The 18,062-nt window shown below is 45.7% G+C and carries 27 protein-coding genes and 1 pseudogene; all 28 read right to left on the bottom strand.

The window, feature by feature from the left end; translation table 11 throughout:
* Window positions 1-123: 123 nt before the first annotated feature.
* Window positions 124-561 (bottom strand): hypothetical protein, encoded by a 438-nt coding sequence (locus tag JFL75_RS01645; protein WP_215624960.1) that lies wholly within the window; start codon window positions 559-561, stop codon window positions 124-126.
* 140 nt (window positions 562-701) lie between these two features.
* Window positions 702-1,328, bottom strand: a complete 627-nt coding sequence (locus JFL75_RS01640) for a Type 1 glutamine amidotransferase-like domain-containing protein (RefSeq protein WP_215624959.1) — start codon at window positions 1,326-1,328, stop codon at window positions 702-704.
* A 66-nt stretch (window positions 1,329-1,394) separates the two neighbouring features.
* Window positions 1,395-2,354, bottom strand: coding sequence for a CsgG/HfaB family protein (locus JFL75_RS01635; protein ID WP_215624958.1), 960 nt, complete (start codon window positions 2,352-2,354; stop codon window positions 1,395-1,397).
* Window positions 2,355-2,563: 209 nt separating this feature from the next.
* Window positions 2,564-2,728 carry a hypothetical protein gene (locus tag JFL75_RS01630; RefSeq protein WP_215624957.1) on the bottom strand — a complete coding sequence of 55 codons (165 nt, stop codon included), beginning with the start codon at window positions 2,726-2,728 and terminating at the stop codon, window positions 2,564-2,566.
* A 12-nt stretch (window positions 2,729-2,740) separates the two neighbouring features.
* Window positions 2,741-4,027 (bottom strand): hypothetical protein, encoded by a 1,287-nt coding sequence (locus JFL75_RS01625; protein ID WP_215624956.1) that lies wholly within the window; start codon window positions 4,025-4,027, stop codon window positions 2,741-2,743.
* 158 nt (window positions 4,028-4,185) lie between these two features.
* On the bottom strand, window positions 4,186-4,311 hold the full coding sequence (locus tag JFL75_RS01620; RefSeq protein WP_223292825.1) for a DUF4241 domain-containing protein: 126 nt from the start codon (window positions 4,309-4,311) through the stop codon (window positions 4,186-4,188).
* A gap of 271 nt (window positions 4,312-4,582) precedes the next feature.
* Window positions 4,583-5,233 carry a hypothetical protein gene (locus JFL75_RS01615; RefSeq protein WP_215624955.1) on the bottom strand — a complete coding sequence of 217 codons (651 nt, stop codon included), beginning with the start codon at window positions 5,231-5,233 and terminating at the stop codon, window positions 4,583-4,585.
* Entirely contained in the window at window positions 5,230-5,778 is a 549-nt protein-coding gene (locus JFL75_RS01610; RefSeq protein ID WP_215624954.1) for a GNAT family N-acetyltransferase, read from the bottom strand. Before JFL75_RS01610 ends, JFL75_RS01615 begins: the two co-directional genes overlap by 4 nt.
* A 44-nt stretch (window positions 5,779-5,822) precedes the next feature.
* Window positions 5,823-5,981 (bottom strand): annotated as a pseudogene (locus JFL75_RS20950) (GNAT family N-acetyltransferase); the annotation flags it as partial.
* Window positions 5,982-6,059: 78 nt separating this feature from the next.
* Complete coding sequence (locus JFL75_RS01600) at window positions 6,060-6,860, bottom strand: SH3 domain-containing protein (RefSeq protein ID WP_215624953.1); 801 nt, start codon at window positions 6,858-6,860, stop codon at window positions 6,060-6,062.
* A 123-nt stretch (window positions 6,861-6,983) separates the two neighbouring features.
* Entirely contained in the window at window positions 6,984-7,775 is a 792-nt protein-coding gene (locus JFL75_RS01595) for a YARHG domain-containing protein (protein WP_215624952.1), read from the bottom strand.
* A gap of 29 nt (window positions 7,776-7,804) precedes the next feature.
* Window positions 7,805-8,512 (bottom strand): 4Fe-4S binding protein, encoded by a 708-nt coding sequence (locus JFL75_RS01590; RefSeq protein ID WP_215624951.1) that lies wholly within the window; start codon window positions 8,510-8,512, stop codon window positions 7,805-7,807.
* A gap of 59 nt (window positions 8,513-8,571) precedes the next feature.
* A complete protein-coding gene (locus JFL75_RS01585) occupies window positions 8,572-9,675 on the bottom strand; it encodes a hypothetical protein (protein ID WP_215624950.1) in 1,104 nt (367 codons plus the stop codon).
* A 32-nt stretch (window positions 9,676-9,707) separates the two neighbouring features.
* Entirely contained in the window at window positions 9,708-10,262 is a 555-nt protein-coding gene (locus tag JFL75_RS01580) for an adenylate kinase (protein WP_215624949.1), read from the bottom strand.
* A gap of 9 nt (window positions 10,263-10,271) precedes the next feature.
* Window positions 10,272-10,490 carry a hypothetical protein gene (locus JFL75_RS01575; RefSeq protein WP_215624948.1) on the bottom strand — a complete coding sequence of 73 codons (219 nt, stop codon included), beginning with the start codon at window positions 10,488-10,490 and terminating at the stop codon, window positions 10,272-10,274.
* A gap of 139 nt (window positions 10,491-10,629) precedes the next feature.
* Entirely contained in the window at window positions 10,630-11,013 is a 384-nt protein-coding gene (locus tag JFL75_RS01570; protein WP_215624947.1) for a hypothetical protein, read from the bottom strand.
* 34 nt (window positions 11,014-11,047) lie between these two features.
* Complete coding sequence (locus JFL75_RS01565; protein WP_215624946.1) at window positions 11,048-11,449, bottom strand: hypothetical protein; 402 nt, start codon at window positions 11,447-11,449, stop codon at window positions 11,048-11,050.
* 139 nt (window positions 11,450-11,588) lie between these two features.
* Window positions 11,589-11,966, bottom strand: a complete 378-nt coding sequence (locus JFL75_RS01560; protein WP_215624945.1) for a PIN domain-containing protein — start codon at window positions 11,964-11,966, stop codon at window positions 11,589-11,591.
* Window positions 11,963-12,169, bottom strand: coding sequence for a hypothetical protein (locus JFL75_RS01555; RefSeq protein ID WP_215624944.1), 207 nt, complete (start codon window positions 12,167-12,169; stop codon window positions 11,963-11,965). The genes JFL75_RS01560 and JFL75_RS01555 overlap by 4 nt, the downstream gene beginning before the upstream one ends.
* Window positions 12,170-12,223: 54 nt before the next feature.
* A complete protein-coding gene (locus tag JFL75_RS01550) occupies window positions 12,224-12,643 on the bottom strand; it encodes a GNAT family N-acetyltransferase (RefSeq protein WP_215624943.1) in 420 nt (139 codons plus the stop codon).
* Between the two features lie 9 nt (window positions 12,644-12,652).
* A complete protein-coding gene (locus JFL75_RS01545) occupies window positions 12,653-13,426 on the bottom strand; it encodes a class I SAM-dependent methyltransferase (protein ID WP_215624942.1) in 774 nt (257 codons plus the stop codon).
* Window positions 13,427-13,584: 158 nt separating this feature from the next.
* Window positions 13,585-13,860: a CD3324 family protein gene (locus JFL75_RS01540; protein WP_215624941.1), complete on the bottom strand. Its 276-nt coding sequence runs from the start codon at window positions 13,858-13,860 to the stop codon at window positions 13,585-13,587.
* A 204-nt stretch (window positions 13,861-14,064) separates the two neighbouring features.
* On the bottom strand, window positions 14,065-14,628 hold the full coding sequence (locus JFL75_RS01535; protein WP_215624940.1) for a GNAT family N-acetyltransferase: 564 nt from the start codon (window positions 14,626-14,628) through the stop codon (window positions 14,065-14,067).
* Between the two features lie 30 nt (window positions 14,629-14,658).
* A complete protein-coding gene (locus JFL75_RS01530) occupies window positions 14,659-15,747 on the bottom strand; it encodes a DNA alkylation repair protein (RefSeq protein WP_215624939.1) in 1,089 nt (362 codons plus the stop codon).
* 3 nt (window positions 15,748-15,750) lie between these two features.
* The gene (locus JFL75_RS01525) at window positions 15,751-16,089 is read right to left on the bottom strand and encodes a YciI family protein (RefSeq protein ID WP_215624938.1); all 339 of its coding nucleotides are present in this window, start codon (window positions 16,087-16,089) and stop codon (window positions 15,751-15,753) included.
* A gap of 113 nt (window positions 16,090-16,202) precedes the next feature.
* On the bottom strand, window positions 16,203-16,568 hold the full coding sequence (locus tag JFL75_RS01520) for a hypothetical protein (RefSeq protein ID WP_215624937.1): 366 nt from the start codon (window positions 16,566-16,568) through the stop codon (window positions 16,203-16,205).
* Window positions 16,569-16,598: 30 nt separating this feature from the next.
* A complete protein-coding gene (locus tag JFL75_RS01515) occupies window positions 16,599-17,210 on the bottom strand; it encodes a hypothetical protein (protein WP_215624936.1) in 612 nt (203 codons plus the stop codon).
* Entirely contained in the window at window positions 17,165-17,950 is a 786-nt protein-coding gene (locus tag JFL75_RS01510) for a class I SAM-dependent methyltransferase (RefSeq protein WP_215624935.1), read from the bottom strand. Before JFL75_RS01510 ends, JFL75_RS01515 begins: the two co-directional genes overlap by 46 nt.
* Between the last annotated feature and the right edge of the window lie 112 nt (window positions 17,951-18,062).

Raw genomic sequence — 18,062 nt, 5'->3', positions numbered from 1 at the left:
AAAATGATTGCGGGAGAGGCCGCCCGGCAGGGCCTTGATACGGACTTAATACAGACATCTTCTCCGGTAAACGGATTATTCCAGCGAATAATTCCACACATTGTAACTTCACGCTGAAATATCCTACTCAGAATACGTTATAGCAGCCGCCCTTCCCCACCATTTGAATGACTCTCCGCTGTCTTCAATAATTATAAGAAAAACAAAAGGATCCGTTGAATACATATTGTCAGCGCATACAACTAAATAGAGCTCTCCGTCTTCAAGGTCCCATTCATTGAGCGCCTGCTGGCATAACCAATAATTATTTTTTGATATTTTATCAATGGCTTTGCCATCTGAACCAAGCATTTCTTCAAAATATTCCTGCATTAGGTCGTCAAATTCTTTATCAGTATATTCTGATAATTCATCACTATAGTTGTCTATGTATTCCGCCGCCGCTACACCGCTGTATCCATTTATGGGATCAGAGTACTGTTTTATTTCGGAATTTTGAGCGGCGAGAAAACCATTTGTGGCTAAGAAAAAGATACAAAGAAACAGTACATTTTTGCTCATAATCACCTCTGCTCCCGCAATCCTTCATGAGCCTGCTTTGCGGAGGCCCATTTCCATGAGAAAAGTATATCACACCCGCCGGGGATTGCAAAGGAAAGGAGAAAAATGGTTAGCCGCCGCCACCTTTTTTCACGCCGTTTTTATTCAGCGGATTCTATTTCTACGCGATTACCAACAACCGTTATGACCTGGTTGTCGCTGATGGGACGCAGATTATATTGTTCCGAATATAATTTTATTATTTCCTGAGCCGGTTTATTATCCGGATCATAGTGGGGCACTACGGAAAAATCCACTATCCCGAGGGCGGTAAAATCATTGGCTAATCCGGGGGCGGCGGTCACATCATCCGGCTCGTCCATATACTTTTCATATTCTATAGTTTTCGAGACAACCATTGAACCGGCGGAGCATCCGATATAGATTTTCCCCTTCCGGATATGCTCCGTAACAAGTGCGTCTGTTCCGGTCCTTTTAAGTTCCTGCAGCAGGAAAAATGAATTGCCGCCCTCCATAAACACATAGTCCGCCTGGAATATTTTTTCTATTATTTCGTTTTGAGGCGCTGTTGAAATTTCAAGCTCATCGATTACCAGGCCCAATTTCTCCAGTTCCTTTTTATCGGAATCCACATAGAAATTGACCGTTTCCACAATATTGGCGGTGGGTATAAAAACGACCCGTTTATTAAAACAGGTGTTTCCCGTAAACCGCGGGAACAATTCGACCACCCGGGTAAAATACGATGTCAGGAATAAGTTTATCATGTAATTGCCTTAGGATAAAGTGTACGGCGTCTGAAACAGCAAAGAGGTATATGATGTACTCTATTTCTAATCAGGGGCGCCGAGATTAATCTCCGTAAAAACAATGCCCTGCCTGTTTTCCAGCCGGAACCGTCTGCCGTCGATCCGCTCGAATACACAGGATACTACAGAACCATTGTTTCGTCCGGTGCGGCCGGTGTTCTTCCCGTAAACATTTGGCTTGTCAAGATCAATTATTGTGGCGCTGCCCCTGTCCCAGTTAACGGTACCGCTGCGGCCGTAACCATCCCCGGCGCTTTCTTTGTTTTCAAAGAAAATTGTCATATACTCGTCGTCCACTTCCACACGGGAAATATAAATATCCTGCCATACCCCATTCAGCCTCCCCCGCGGGCGGGGCGTAAGGGTATAGGTTCCGTTATTTAATCCGGGATTCTGGGGTGTTACAGCGGTTTGCCGGGAACCGGCTTGCGCCTGCTCCGCCGTGCCGCCGTCCGTACCTGCCGCGGTATCCGGGCTTGATGTGAGTACGGAAATAATGCCGGCGTTTTGAATATTTTTGCTGAACAGTCCCTGCACTTCCGCTTTCTCAACCGCCAGCACCCGGAACGACAAGCGCCACATGGTACCCAAGGCGGATACGGACCCCACAATTATTGTCTGCGCGCCGGTCATACGCCCTATTGCCTGGGCCGAGTTGTCATCCACATCCCCGGACATCTGAAAGTTTAATTCGGTACTAATAACATTAAGCTGGTTGCGTTCAACCACCGTAAACAAACGGTCATTGACCATGTCTTCCGTAAGGGTATCAATGATATATTCCGAAAGGGCCGGATAATCCGACTTGACGGCGATGATTGCCACCTTGTTCCCTGCCGGAATATTCAGGTTAAAGTAATCAGCCGCTTCACGTATCGCCGTATCCAATCCGTCAGGTTCGGCAGTTCCGGGGAATGAACTGCAGCCTGCCGCCAGGCAGGCAATCAGAATAATGGCGGCCAAAAGCGCGGGACGGCGGATCATCAGAAATAAAGGAACAGGGACGCTCCCTTTGACAGCATTACTATTAACGCCGCACCTTCTGTTTTTCCCCGGTTGAATCATAATCCTCTTTACCATACGCATTTTTGCCCCCGCCTTAAACCCCTGCCATACAGGAATGTACGGCAGGGTGGAATCAATGTTTTTCAGCAGTATTATTTACTAAGGTTTGAAAGAGATACGGAAAGCTTTTAAGCCTCCCCTTCTCCGGAAGCGTTTTTTTCCGCCTTCTCCCGTTCCTTCCGTTCCTTTCTTTCCGCCAGGCTTTCGGTTTCATCATACGCCTTTTGGTATGCCTGCTTAAACTCTTCGGCTTTGGTTCCGATTTTATCTTTTATATCGTCAAGAAATCCCATTTCAAATACCTCCTACCGTACCCGTACTTCGGGAAACTCATAATCAAAATAAATGTCCCCCAGACTGCTCATCCCGGTCATTGATGACAAGAGGCCCAGTATTCCGCCGTAGCCTGCTTTTTTCTTACCCGGCAGGGCGTCGGCTTCGTGGGTAATTGAAAAATGCCGCGACTTGAAGGGCGGAAAGAAAAACATTTGTGTTGTCAGGCTGTTGGTAGGGCCACTGCCGGTATCAGCATAAGACCAGATTTTTTTATAGTCCGCCTGGAGTACTGTCCATTTTTCCCCGGTATCCAAATCCGTAACAGTAAGCGATTCTTTCCACGCGTTGGTATTAATTGGCCCATAGGGCAGCCAATAATAGGGAATATTTTTATCGTTGGTTGTATTATAATTAACCGTCATGTACAAAACCGTGCAGTCGTTTTCATACGCGACACCGGCGAGTTTTAGTTTTACCCCGTTATCCATAAAGTCTTCACCCTTTTTGTAGGCCTTGGGGAAAAGATAGAGGAAGGGCGTTTCCACGTTTACTTTGGTAAAGCGGTTTAAGACGTTGCTTTTCAAGGTATATTCTTTATATTTAACTGATACGTAGCCCTTTGGGTCCACGTTTCCGCCTTTTTCTTCAACATCATAAAACCGCGCCATCAGGCGTTCGGTCTGGCGGTCAATGGCGACGTCTTCCGAGTCAACCCCGTCAAGGCCGAGGTTAATGGCAAGCGTGCCCCGGGCGTCTTCCGGGAAGGCCTCAAGTTCTACCCATCCGGTAACACCATTAGCCGTGGTGATATTGAATTCCGACTTATCAAACGAAATACCGTTGACAATCACTTTTTCATCAAGGGCCAGTTCTGTTGTCGCGCCTTTTTGATGCCGTTTTTCATACAGCTTGGGCACGGAGCCGTCGGGCAAAGCCTGAATGTAATCCCCTGAATAATACGAGGCGGAATACCTTTCGCTGTTTTGGTAGTACCGTGTGGCGCCCATACAGCCGAAGACAATTACCGCGGCGGCGGCCAGAAACCCCAGCAAACCCTTGAGTATGGGAGCTTTGGTTTTGATAATCGCAAAAACAATAATTCCGACCAAAATAACAAGGGGGTACAGCCAGAATGTTTTAGCCGCAATCAACGCCCCCCGGAATCCCGCGCCAAGTACTAAAATCACCACCGCGATCAGCGCGCCGACTATGGCTATGATGGCGATTTGCCCCAGGCCGCCGGCCATGGAAGCCCCCATGGCCAGGTTTGCCTTTTCATTTTCGTTTCTTATTCTGCGTTGCTGCTGCTCATTCATAATCCCTCCTTTATGTATGGTCCCTTTCCTCAGAAAACTTACTTGCGCCGGAGCGCATTCTACATCAACTTGAAAAATGTATTATTTTTGATGTTTTGTCTATATAAATGCCGGCCCTGCCGCCTCCCGGACAAAGTCCGCCGCGGGGCGTATTGTTTTTAATCATCTTCCCCGCAGAAGGCGTCCCGTGTCTGTACGTCGACAATTGTTCCAAGCCCCGCGTCAACGTTAAAGCCGAAGTATTCCCCCTCCTCCAGCTCGTCCAGGTTTTCATTCCCCTTCAGCGCCTCGGTGTGCGCGCCATTGCTCTTTTTGATTTCCCTCTGTCTCTTTTCGCATCCGGGAATAAAAGATTTCTATCCGAATAGCGGCACATAATAATATAATGGGAAAAAGAGCGGCATCTACCAGCAAAATTGGGTGGGTTTTACGATTTCCGGCATTATTATTCTAAAAATACCGGAGAATACTTGTTTTTTTGGGTAGGTATCCGGATAGCAGCAAAAACTATTTGGCTTCTTCACCGACCTTGCATTTTTTCAGACCCTTATGGGCCTATACGGAAGGGACCTGAAACAGTCCATAGTGTTCTTCCGGTGTCAGTGTAAAAAAGAGGTGTCCTGTTTCCGGGCCATCAACTGTTTCAACTTCCAATATAAACTCAAGGGTAACCGGCTTCTTTTGAAATTCCAGGATCTCCTCCGTGTGGTAATATCCCCAAACAAGCCCTTCGCCGGTTTGCGACTCATTTTTCAGAACCACTGTTTGCGGAAGCTCTTTGTTGAGCTGGGCCGATACGTCTTTTTTTGTTCCCGAGTTCACTCCGATATATTTTACGGTAAACGATATATGCTCCTCCAGAATCCCCCACACCGTTATGCCGATTCCATAGGGGTTCTGCGAATACGTGGTCGTCTCATCCTTTGCCCTGATACCGGCGTAACACAGGGCGCCGTTTATCTGATAGTGGGATACCGTATCGTCCGCCCTCTTCCTCGGAGAACGGTCATACCCCCGCATAAGCCATTTTTCATCATCCAGGGTCCACGTTTCATAGCTGTCGGTCCAGACTTCCAGTTCTTTGTTTTCATAAAAAACCGTATGGTATGGGATAATATACATCCTGAAAGATACAAGAAACCAGACGGCGAATATTACCAGGCAGATAACCGGGATAAAGATTATAAACCAGGTTCTTTTCTTCATATACTATTGCCTTCCTGGGTAATGGCGTAAAAATCACAGTCATGCCATTCCGAGTGGCAGTAATAATATTCTTTTACATGGCCGGTGTAGGCCATTCCCGCTTTCTGCAGCACCGTGCCCGACGCCCTGTTTTTTACCGCATGTCTCGCGTCAATTTTATACAGGCCTACTTCCGAAAACATATACCGTATCACGGCCTTTACGGCTTCCGTGGCGTACCCCTTTGACCAGCAGTCTTTTCTCAGATAATACCCGATGGTGCCTTTTTTTGCCTCATCGAGTACTTCTGTTACCAGTATATTTCCAATCAGTTCTTCTCCCAATTGAATGCCCCAATTGTATATTTTATCGGTGGCGTAATCATTGGTGACCCAGGAAATAAATCCTTTTGTAAACGCCGTGTCTGTATGTAATATCCAGTCCTCGAACTTCAATACCTCCGGGTCACTCATCCACTTAAATACCATTTCCGCGTCTTCCGGCGTTATTTTCCGTAACAGCAGCCGTTCTGTTTTTATGTCCCGCGTGCCTTTGTGTTTCAGCATGAAATTACAAACCTCCGATACAGATTTGGATAACCATTTGGACGTTATTCCGATAAATGCATAAAACCCTCGGATTCAATAAAGCCGTACCGCGAATAGAGCGGTTTCCCCATTGCCGAAGCGTGCAGCCGGATTACCGTATAGCCCAGGGATTTTGCCTCAGCGATGATTTTTTCCAGCAGTACTGCCGCTATCCCCTTCCGCCGGAATTCTTTTCTTCACTGTAGTTTTTTGACAGTATCTTCATTTTTTATTATACAATATAAGAAATCATTGCGGCATTATAGATCAGTTATATGTTCAATAGCCATAACGATTCCGTCCCTGCAAATAAAACGCAACGTTTGATAATGGCGGTTTTGATAATACCGCTTATTCCACAGGCGTATACTCCAAAAAAATGATATTGCTCCCGCCCCGTATTCCTGCTCATCAAAAAATGAATTATTGTAATCCCTGACACTGCCCGGATACAGCTGCCTGAGCTTTGAAATATTATCACCGACCCTTAATCCCCGTGTTGTGGCATATTTACTGCTGATAAGTGTCACCCTGCCAACCTGCCGGGAAAACCCAAATAGTATTTTAACATCGCTATTCTCAAAATCAGATAACCGGCCGTCATTGCTTTTTAATTCGTCTTCCCTTAGGTCAAACAGTCTAATCACGTCTTCCGCCTTTGAAACGTACTGGTTAAGTCCGGCCAGAATGAATTCCTTATTAACCTGCTGATACAGCGGTGATTCCCTGCTTAGTTCCACAATTCCCTTTGAAGGCTGTTCCGAAAGATATCCGTCAAACACCCAGCCGGTTGTATCACCCCAGAAAACTTTTACCCACCGGCTTTCAATGTTGTCAATGCGGATTTTTTCATTGCTGTACTGGTCGTATAATACAACCACATCATCATACGGAATAATCCCAATCACCCCGGCTCCCAGGGAAGGCTCCTCCCGCAGCCGCAGTCCGTCTTCCGTATTTATGTATCTTTCTTCGGTTTTTTCATCAGTAATTTCATAGATGTCGGAGTGCAGCAAAACAGTAATGCACAACAGCAACACACCTGTGATAATCTTTTTCATGGGCCATTCCGAAAGTACGCTTTTTCAGGAGATTAAATAATAATACAGCATTTAATGTAAATAATCCAAGGCGGCATGGCCTAAATTCCGGGCGTATCCTCCACTGAGCGGATTGAAACCGGGTTATCTTGTACGTTCTTCTTCGGCTATTCTTTTTATAACTTCTTTTTCATTGTCACTCAACAGCGTTTCCGCTTCTTCATTTGAATGTGTTCCTTCATACCCTCTCATATACTTTTCAAAGAACAATTTCCAGTAGTCTGTTTTAAATTGGTACCCGTGATTTGCGTATATTAAATTCCGGAATACCCTCAGTCCATGGACATCCAGGTTCCGAATGATTTCTTCCAAACCCTCAATCATCCATTCGGTTTCAATATATCCATTCCGTTCCACCGCCTTTATCTGGCTGGCCAGCGTTTGCACTAATGCGGCATTTAATTTTTCCTGGAGGAAATCATCCCTGTTATTGTAATACCTGATTATTTGCTTTTCTCCATCATCATACACAGAAACAACTTCAATTATTATTTCAGTTTCATTTTCTACTATTTTTCTTGATTCCCATACCAGCGCTCGATCCACATAGACGTCATACTTAATAAGTTTTCGTTCATCAAACTGCATATTTATTGAATATTCTATTCCTCCGGCCTGATAATAGTATATGCTGGGCAGCCGGTAATTATAAGAATTATCCATGGGCACGGAATTTCTGTGTAACGCGCTTTGCGATATAATATAGTTGTTGTAATAATAGCACTCATCCCACCCGTCGATAGACATGGTATTAAATCCTCTGATAAATCCCTCGGACCATAATTCATATTCCTGGGCAGGGAGTTGGATGCAATTAATTAATATGAAAAAAACAACTATGCTCTTATACATTGGAAAATACAGAAACTTTTTCATCAAATCCTTCTTTATAACCTAATTTCCATTTACATCAAAATATTCTTTATAGCCTGCTTACCCAAACCGTTGGGGCATATAGTGCGGCACAGGTAGCACTTTACCTTGAACTTTCTGTCTTCTATGGTAAAAAATTTTGAGCATCCCTTTTTACCGAACGCGGAAAGGTCGTTGAGCGCCCCCGCGGGGCAGGCTTCCACACACGTATTGCAGCCGCGGCACATGTCGGATTGAACTCTTTTATCCGGGACCAGCTCCGCGTCGGTTAGCACCGCGCTGAGCCAGAGAAGGTTGCCGTACCGGGTATTCGTGAGCAGATAGTTTTTCCCGATGGTCCCAAGCCCGGCAATTTCCGCCGCGTGTTTCAGGGAAATGTAGCCGACCTGCTCTTTTCTCCCGTCGCCGTCCACCCATTTGCCGCCTGCCGCGCTGATGACTTTTGACTGGTATCCGCCGGCCTTTATCCGTTTGGCCACTTCTTTTGCCATGGCGGTCATGGCGCTGAGCATGGCGTTGCGGCTGGCCGTATACTCGAGGATATCCTTAAAGACTTCCGGCGAAAACGTGGCGCCCAGGACGATAACGGAACGGCATTCCGGGAGCACGTCGGCGGGTTTAAAGCCCTCCGGCGCCGAGCCGAAATCCCCGGCGGCGGCTACGCCGACCACGTCCGCCCCGGCGTGTACGCCGTAATCTTTTACCGTCTCACTGGTTATCACAGCTGTCATTTTGGCCATACCGTATTATACCCGGTTTCAGAGCAAATGTCGCCTGGCGTCCCGTCCGCGGATACCGCTTATTTTCCCGAAGAACCCGGCGTCTCATGATCAAGCCACGTTTCAATATCCCGGCTGATGGGTAAAATTGAATCATCCAAGGGTATACGGATACCCTGGCAGCCGCCTTGGCAGGGCGCGTTGTACAGCTTCCTGTCACAGCCGTAGCCCCGGGCGATTCTTTCCTGTAACGGCAGCGGGAATCCCTTAATAACATCCGGGTGTTTGTCTATTCTCTTGGACCGCACAACTAAGCAATAGCCGTACTGCATGGACAAGGCGAATTCCCATATCCTTTGCTGGTATATATCCCGGGTGGATAAGGTCCGCCTGCTGTTCTTCGTATAGGAATAAGCGAAGTGGACCGCCTCGTCGTTGAGGGTCACGCAGGTCATTCCCCTATCCGTATAACGCCGGTGCAATTCCAGGGCGAAGGTTTGGATTTTTTTGGGCAGCGGATGCAGGAAATCTTTCAGGACATCAAACACGTCCGTATCTTCGGCTTTCAGCACCCGGTAGTCGCACCGGAAAAGGTTGTCGGCGGTATTATAAAACCGCACCCACAGTTCCTTAGCCGCGATCGACAGGGCTTTTAATCCAGTAAGCAGAATGGGATTAGCGGGATAGGACACTTCCGCCGGCAGGACTTGCGAAATAATACGGGCCTTTTTTTCCAGATCAATGCCGGTAAAAGCAAAACCGCAGAGTCTCAAAAACCGCAGGCACTCCGTCTGCTTGGGAGCGGAGAGCTTGGGTTTTGGGTCAGCAAATGAAGGGATATCCGCGACCGATATTGACCCGCCGTCTCCAGCCAGTTTGCCGTGATACCCTATGTCAATCAGCAGGTAATTAAGATCATGCAAAAACGGATAGTTCGCCGGGTTCTTTGTTCTCTGCGGTTTGGCGTATGCGTGCCCGTCCGAGATTAAACGGTCGCAGAATACGTATAAAAAATCCCTGAAGGCAGCAATGCCGTCTCGTATTTTTTCTTCGCCGGCAATGTTTTCGAACATGGGTTTCAGCGCGTACGTCCCAGGGATATTCGCCGGTATCAGGTTTTTAATATATTGAGCGTATTCACTAATTGGTTTCTGCAGTACTGTCTCGCCGTGATCCGCGCCCATATTTCCGCTCCTTTTGATTTTTGGTTATACTATCACAATTTCTTGTATTCTTTCTTTATCCACATATAAACATTTTTTATTTCTTTAGTGTAATCCTGTTTTATCTCGAAATATTTTACATTGTTTTTTTCGCATAAATCCCTGACCCGGGCGTTTTCTTTTATATACTGCTCCTGCGGCGTATCGAACCGTTCCTTCCGCTGTTCTATCGCGTTTTCGTTCTCTACTATTTTCGTCCGGAAATAATTCCGTATGTATTCTCCTGAAAAAAGAAGCTTACAGTACAGTATTTTTTCTGAATAATTTTCATCCAGTCCATAAAGATTATATGGCAAATAAACACCTTCGATTATTAGGCCCTGGTTGTTTTCGACGGCTGTTTTTATTATACCCGAAACTACCGGCCATAGTTTTTGGGTTATGGTTTCCTCATCCGATTCAGGGGTAAAACCGCAGTCAGGATATCCCCGGTATATCCCCATTTTTATATGGTCAATGGACAAATACGGGGTTTTATACTTTTCCATTAATTTCTGGGCCAGGAGGGTTTTTCCGGTATGGCTGGGACCGCCGATTAAGATGACCATGAGGATGGTTCAGTCCTTGTCGTTATCGTTTTCAGCCTTCCGCCATTCATCCCGGGCCGTATTGCATTGTTCGCAGACATTTTTTTCAGCATGGGTTATTTCCCGGACAATACATCCGCCTAAAACAGAATCGTCACAGTTGGGAAAGGATTCCGACCTGACTTCCGCGTAATCAAAGAAGGCCCGTGAAGGAAGTCCATAGGATATTCTTACTTGTTTTACTTCCATTTTGCAGAGATGTACCCGGCAAATGTCATCTTCCGCGGCGAATAAAAACGGGGCGCTTAATAAGAAAACCGCCAGTACTAGGAAACTATATTTTCTCAAATCCTTACCCTTCCATCCAGTATATAACGGAGGCGCCCCATCACTCTTTGTTTTTCAAATACCTGGGCGCCAGAAATAACAGTATCCCGCCGATCACAAGCGGGATAACAAAACAGAGGATTACAAACATTACCGTGTCATTACTGTTTGCTTTTAACCTTCGCTGGAAATAATCGCTGGTTACAAAAGAAAGAATGTATATCAGAATACCGGCAAAACCAAAGATCAATCCTTTCTTTTGCCTTTTAAGCAGCATGCCGCAGCCGGCCGCCACAACCACGCAGCTTAAGGCGGCAATTAAAAAATGTATGTCATACCGCTGGTCGATAAAGTTACCCACGGCCAGCAGACACATGATAAGGGCGGAAACTATCCACAGTATACAAAACAGATTATACAAAGCATAGGATTTTTGTTTTTCCATTTTTTTCTCCTTTGATTCCACCTTTATCCCGCCATTAAGTTAAATCATTCTCAGTTATGCCCCATTGTTCAATTCTAGCCCATGGGACTCCGAAATAAAACCAGTTTTTATCTATCTTTTCAACTTTAAAACCTAGTAGATTTGAAAAAACATCATTTGGGTCGTCACTGCCCCATCCGGAATATCGCGTGACACTTTCCCTTGTTTCCACTGTCTTTTCTTTGAAAGTATCATCTAAGACTTTTAATTTTTCCAGATACTGGTTTTTATTCTCTATGTCGCAATGCCGTAGTATTTCATCTATTATTTTTCGCTTTGATAAGTCATTTATATATTCTTCAATAAAGTAGTAATTTGATTCAAAAATATGCTTCCACCTTGATTCCCAAATATCAATCACTCCATCAAGCCCATTTTTTTCAATGTACTTTGTCAAATTAGCGGATAATTTTCTTTTGGCTAAGTAGTCAGATATAGTCATTTTTTTGTAGATATTTCTGAAAAATCTTCTGTCCCCTAGGAAAAGTATATCACAGGTACGGGGGATTGCAAAGGAAAGAGAAAAATGGTTCTGCTTAGTTTTTGTATATCAAATCTTTGGGCAGTATTCTTTGCAGCTTTTTATCCAAGGTCCATATCTTTGAAGCGCTCCGTATTCCATGGACTAAAATTACCGCGTCGATAAGTCCCACCCCTTTGTCCAATAATTTATTCTTTCGGGAGTATTTTCCCGCTTCGATAATTATGTCAGCGTTATCAATTTTGGGTAAATGTTCCCAGTATTTCAGAATGATACCCTGCTCTTTTTCGGTTTTTACGCCCTGCAGCAATTCGCCGAATACACATTCTACTGCCAATATTTCCCTTTGTTCTAAAAGAGACGAAATGGTATTAAAATAGGCTGTATTTGCCTTGAGGAACTCAATCCAAACCGATGTATCCAGGATTATCATGATTTCCGGTTAAGTTCCCGGATGGTCCGCCCGGATTCAATTGTAATAGGTTTTTTCGCTATTTCCTTGTTGAGTTCCTTAATATGATACAAGTCCAGCCAATCCCGTAACGCCATGGTTATTGCCTCCGTTATTGTAGAACTGTTGGAGGCGGTTTTTACTTCATTTATAAGACTGTCTTCGATAATTGCCGTTACCTTCATACGATATAATATACGATAGAGTATCGTATATGTCAAATAATCCTACACAGTATTTCAGAATATTTTCTGAAAGATAATCTCATAGGGATCTTTAAAGTACTTGAATCCGCCGATTTCCGTGTATCCCAGTTTCCGGTAAAAATGCTGGGCCTCTTCGTCTGACTGGGTCGAGGTCAATACGTTCGTATAGCCCTTCCGCTTCATCTCCTCTTCCCAATGGCGGACCAGCCTTGTTCCTGCTCCTTTTCCTTTAAAGCCGTCCAGAAGGTTCAGCATGTTCATGAAGGGTACCATGTCCCAGAATAGATTATATCTGAGCCAGCCTATTATTGTATTATCCTTTTCGACAATATAGACTTCTTTGTTTTCAATCTTGCTTTTCAGCACTTCTCCGGTTATATACCCGTCATGTTCGCTGAGCCATGTGTAATCGCCGGTATCGGCGTACCGTATGGTTATTGCCGTATCATTCATTCGAATAACTCACAGGCCAATTTTCTTTCCTACATAAAACACATACCCATAGTACTGTTTGTACTTGTGGTACAGCTCTTCCTCCTGCACCATGGCGGCGACCAGGGCCTCGGCTGTTTCGTTTCCCGGGTGTTCTTTTAAGAACTCCTCCCGCCGCGGTTTCTGGAGGTTGAAATAATTATCTATCCAGCAGCTTTCGGGCAGCGTAAACGCCGCCACGGGTATATAGCCGGCATTCTGCATGGTCAGAATATTATGCCCGATGGTGTTAATTTCGGGGACCGCGTCGGTCCACCACTTTTCGATTTCGCCGGGGCGTTCATTGGTAAACCAGGACTCGTAGGTGACGGCCACGTACCCGCCTTTTTTGAGAAAGCCCTTCCAGTAGTTGAGGCCCTTTTCAAAGCCGATATTGGCGATGGCCCCCTCGGACCAGATGAGGTCGAGCTCTTCCTTCCCGAAGGGCAGATCATCCATGGAACCGACGATACCCTTTACCCGGTTCCGGACCCCGAGTTTTCCGGCGGCCGTGTTGAGCCTGTCAATTGAGCCGGGATACAGATCCAGGGCGGTGATGGTCCCTTCGGTATGCCGCGCCAGAACCATGGTCTGGCTGCCGGAGCCGCAGCCCAGGTCGGCTATTTTCGATTCTTTTGAAAGCTTTCCGGTGAAGCTCAAGGCCCGGACGGTTTCTTCGGGGCAGCCCGGCCCCTGCCGTTCCATTCCGGCGAAATACTCATTGATGAGGGTAAAATCAAATTCAGGCGCGGCGTTTTCTTCCATAATAATAAGCTCCTTTTTTTAAAACCCATTGTTGTTCGATAACTTCAGTTATCGACAAGTTAAGTATACCCTACTCCGCATATAAAAGCTCCCTCCTAATCGGTACAGAAACAAAAAGGCGACATGACCTGTTTTTTGTCATGCCGCCTTTTCAAGGTTTATTTATTGAACTTTATTGCAGCCAATATCTTATACACGGTCTTGGGGGACAGGTAATACTTATCCGCCAGTTCCTCAACCGCTGCACCGTTTTGGTACTCCTCATACATAGCCGTATTCCGGCTATTCAGGAATTGCCTGGTGTTTTTCAGTTCCCCCCATTTCTTTCTGTCTTCCGCTCTGCGGGGAATATATAAATACTGGCCGTCAACATGCCGCTGTATGGCCGCGATTAAATCCTCCGGCAATACACAAAATGCGTTGATGTAGTCCATTGCGCGTCTCCTATGGTTTAAAAAACAGGATCAGCGGGGACTATCGTTACGATGGAATTACGCGATAGCTCCCGCTGCGCGCAGCACCGAATCCGTTTTACGTTTACTGATAAGTCAATACTCCTTATTGCAAAATTCTGAATATAAGGTAACACCGCGGCCCTGGAATGTCAAATCCCCAGGCGGCGCGTCATGCGCCGTGCTTTATACGATTTCTTCCCGCCGTATTTCCATAATATATTCCGGTTCCTCTTCTTCCGGGACCTGGATGGTTTTTATGTATTTAAACCCGGCTTTCCCGTAGGCCTTGATGGCGGCTGTATTTTTCGGTTCCGGTCCGATAATACACTTTGTTACAGCGTCATCTTTGAAAACAATGTTCTTTAACAGTTCACGGATAATAACCGGACCCAGTCCTTTATGAAGGTAATCCCGCTCGCCGATAAATAAATCCACTCCGGCGGCCCCTTCTCCCGCCTGAACAAGCTCGTCGTATTCGGGGTAGTCCTCAAGCAGATAGACTTGAACGTATCCCATTTTTACGCCGCCGCATAAAATGATATAGCTGTCCAAAGGTTTTTCTCCCCGTACATAGGGAATATATTTCTCTTCAATCTGCTGGCGCGTCCAGTCGGGATTTTCCTTATCGTACCATTGATTCACGAAATCCGTATGGTACCATTTGTACAGCAAATCCAGGTCCGCCATTTCCAGTTTATTAAAAGTGATCTCCGGGTTTTTGAGTTTGTCTATTGTTTGCCGGTTCATGAAAAAAAGTATACCACAGATCCGGTAATATTACAGGTTCAATTCAAAATCCAGGCTTCCTCGTTCCGCGCCGTTGACGATAAGCGTCAGCGAATGGGTTCCCGGATAATGTTTCCGGGTGCTTAAATCGGCGAAGGAATGTGTTTTCTCGTACAGCCTTTTCTCATTTTCCTTTATGGGAATTTCCGATATCTGAAAGATCTTCCTGTTTCTTTTTCCGTTGGCTTTCACGTAGTCGATTCCGTATTCCAGCCGTACCTTTGCCGCCTCCTTTGATGAGACCGTAAATGAAAAGGTAATATCATCCCCAAGGGAAACGGACGACGGCCCTAAAGTAAAGCCGTCAACATCTACGGGTGTTTCATTGCCGTATCCAAAGAGGGCCAGCACATCGCGGTTGCCCTTTTTGAGCAGGGTCCTGCAGCCATGCTTGATAATCCAGTTGGTGTGTTCATTTTTGCCGTACCAGTCCTTCGCGAGCTTTACGACCAGGTCCGGGTGGGTTTTGGCAATATCGTTCAGGTTGTTGGCCACGCTCTTCCGCACATACGGCGACGGGTCGGCCTTCAGCTGTTTCAGTATAGGAAGGATGGGTTTGGGGTCTTTTTTATATTTGACCAGGGCCTGGCCCCAGGGCAGCCGGGGGCGGCAGCCTTCGCTGGCAAGCCTGCGGACGTGCTCGTTTTCATGCTTTGACCAGGCAAGCATCTGCGCCATCATGCGCTTTTCGTGGCTGATAATGAAGGGCCGCACGGCAAACTCCGACGACCCGTATGCGGTGTACCGTTCCAGAGCGCCTATGGATAGATCCCAATGGGCTTCATCCTGCCCGTGGACCTCAACAAAGTCGGAAAAGACTATGCCGAAGAAACCGGGGGAACGGCCGACAATCGCCTTATCAAGAACAGCGAGGGCTTTGCCGTAGTCCGCCGGCAAGTACCGGCCCAGAGTCGTGCTTATCTTCCGGACCCTGGCCTTTAACTCAAGGCCATCCCAGGTTTCGTCCATTGTCGATTCCAGAAACTCCTCGGCCTTAAAGGGTTTATATACCGATTGAACGGACCGGGCCAGCTCGCCGAGAGACCCGCGGTTAAACGTGTTTTTAAGTAAATCCGGCATGCCCTACTCCCCGGACAGGTATTTTTCAAGAAGATAGTTATTGCCGGCGTTGGCCTCTTCGATTTCGTTGATAACGTAACTCTTATAGCACTTGTTGATAATAAACGGGTCCCGGTTCACGCAGTCCTCGGCTTCCTCAAGGCTTTCCGCGCTGAGGATGAACATACCCTTTTCCTCACCCATAACAGGACCGCACAAAAAAAGAATTCCCCGGGAGTCTAAATCCCGGCAGTGCTCGACATGCTTTTTTGTCAATTCATCCGACAGCTCCGGGGTAAAAGGGATATCGTAGTTCAGGTCCTGGTAGATTACGAGGAACTTTGACTTTGTCCGGTTTTCCATGGTGCGTTCTCCTTTTAATATGGTTCCGCCAATTATTATATCGATAAAACCTGACAGCTATGCGTCATATTTGTTTTGATATGCGGATGGGCTCTATTTTTTCAGCCGATTCCTTAACCCATTCCAATATTACTGATTTTACGGATGAATATATCCGGATCGTCCCCATCCTGAAAAAGAATACCATCATCTCTTAGTATTTTATTCCGGATTAAATCATCTATCAGCTCGCCAGTTACATCCTTGAAACCGTTAATATCTTCCCACGACAAACCGGCCATAGGCCAACTGGGGTCATCGGAATTGATATTGTCAGGACAAAAAGCTATACAGTCGCAGGGGTTTTTAAAAAGGTACCGTGTCACAATCGCCGCGGACACCGGGTTTCCGGAAATTTCCCTCATGGTGTTGACTGGAAGTCTATAAAAAGAAATTGCTTCTCTTTTCGTTTTATTTACAAGTATGTACCCTATACCCATTTTTCTCTCCAAGTCCTGCTATTGATTCAATTACTCTTTGGTTTCTATTTCTTTCATAAAGTAATCCCCTTCCCCGGGGATTATTCCCATTTCTATTGCCTTTTCATATAACTTTTCAGGCATAAAGACAAAACAGGCCTTCTGATCGGAAGGCGACAGAGGCAGTAATCGCCGCTCCTCGTCTTCTCCCGGCAGTATTTCTTCGTTAAAGTATTTATCAATGATATCCCCATCCACCCAATCGTCAAAGTCTTCCAGTAATACGGAATAGGGATAGGTATTTTTTCCGGTTTTTATTTCTATACTGATGATGCCGTCTGTATCGTTTTGGGAAACAGACAAAGAGGTGTCTCTTAATTGTACTATGTATAATATTTCGTTTAGCAGGGATTCATAGGCCTCTTTATCCTCAAACCCTTCCGGGTCAAATGATAAATCACAGAGGGCGTATACAAAATATTCCGGTTCTGTTATTTCCGACAGCCGTTTCTCTGTTTCCGTTTTCGAAGGGCCTGAGTATTTAAGCCAACCAATGGTTTCCATTGCTTCCAGATAAGCTTTCCTTCCTTTGACTATCAGGTCGTTATATTTATCCATCATTTTACCGCGCCTATACAACATGACCAGGAAGTTCCATAGCATTCCTTGTCCCGGGACAGCTCCAGCTCTATCTTTTTATACCGATCCAAGGTTTCCGCATCATACTCTTTGCCGTACCGGACGGACAGGGGCAGTGATGTTGTCGCGTTTATGAGCGCGTATTTTGACTTAATACGGAATCCGCTGGTTTGGATCATTTCTTCCATATATTTGTAATTAAACAAATGGGCGGGATAATCCCAGTCCGGCATTTTTATGAACGCTTCTTTTTGTTCAATTATTTCAAGCCGTTTTTTAATATTCAGAACCTCATTCCCCCACCCTATGGTATTGAGAAAGTCCAAGTATAATATTCCTTTATCTTTTAATACTCTCCGGCATTCTTTTAATAAATCTTCGGGATTGGACGCGTAACTGATAACGCCGCCCAGCATGAGGATGATGCCGAAAGATTTATCCCCGAATGGAAGATTTTCTCCGGAGGAATTCACCATCGTGATCTGCTCATTCTCCCGGCTGAACCGTTCGCCGGCTATAAGCAGGCTTTCTTTGCTGATATCCGCGAGCGAAACAGTATAGCCGAGTTTTGAGAAAAACAGGGAATATTTCCCGGTCCCGCCGCCAAGGTCCAATAATTTTATGGATTTATCCGGCTTGGGCAATTCAAGTTTAAGGTTTTCCTGGTTTATGTATTCAATAATCTTATGGGAAAATGTATTCGTTTCATCATCGTAGGCTGCCGCTTTTTTGTCAAAGGAGTTTACCAGTTCTTTATTGTCCATAATATCTCCTGAAGCCAGTATACTGCATGAATACAATTAAAAATATTGAGTCCGGCGCAATTATCACGTATAATCCGGGTTATAAGCAAGTCTCTTTTTGAGGAACACGGAT

Source organism: Breznakiella homolactica (assembly GCF_016616095.2).
In the GTDB taxonomy this organism is placed as follows: domain Bacteria; phylum Spirochaetota; class Spirochaetia; order Treponematales; family Breznakiellaceae; genus Breznakiella; species Breznakiella homolactica.
Note: the sequence above shows the minus strand (reverse complement) of the source record. Positions and strands in the feature narration are given on the sequence as shown.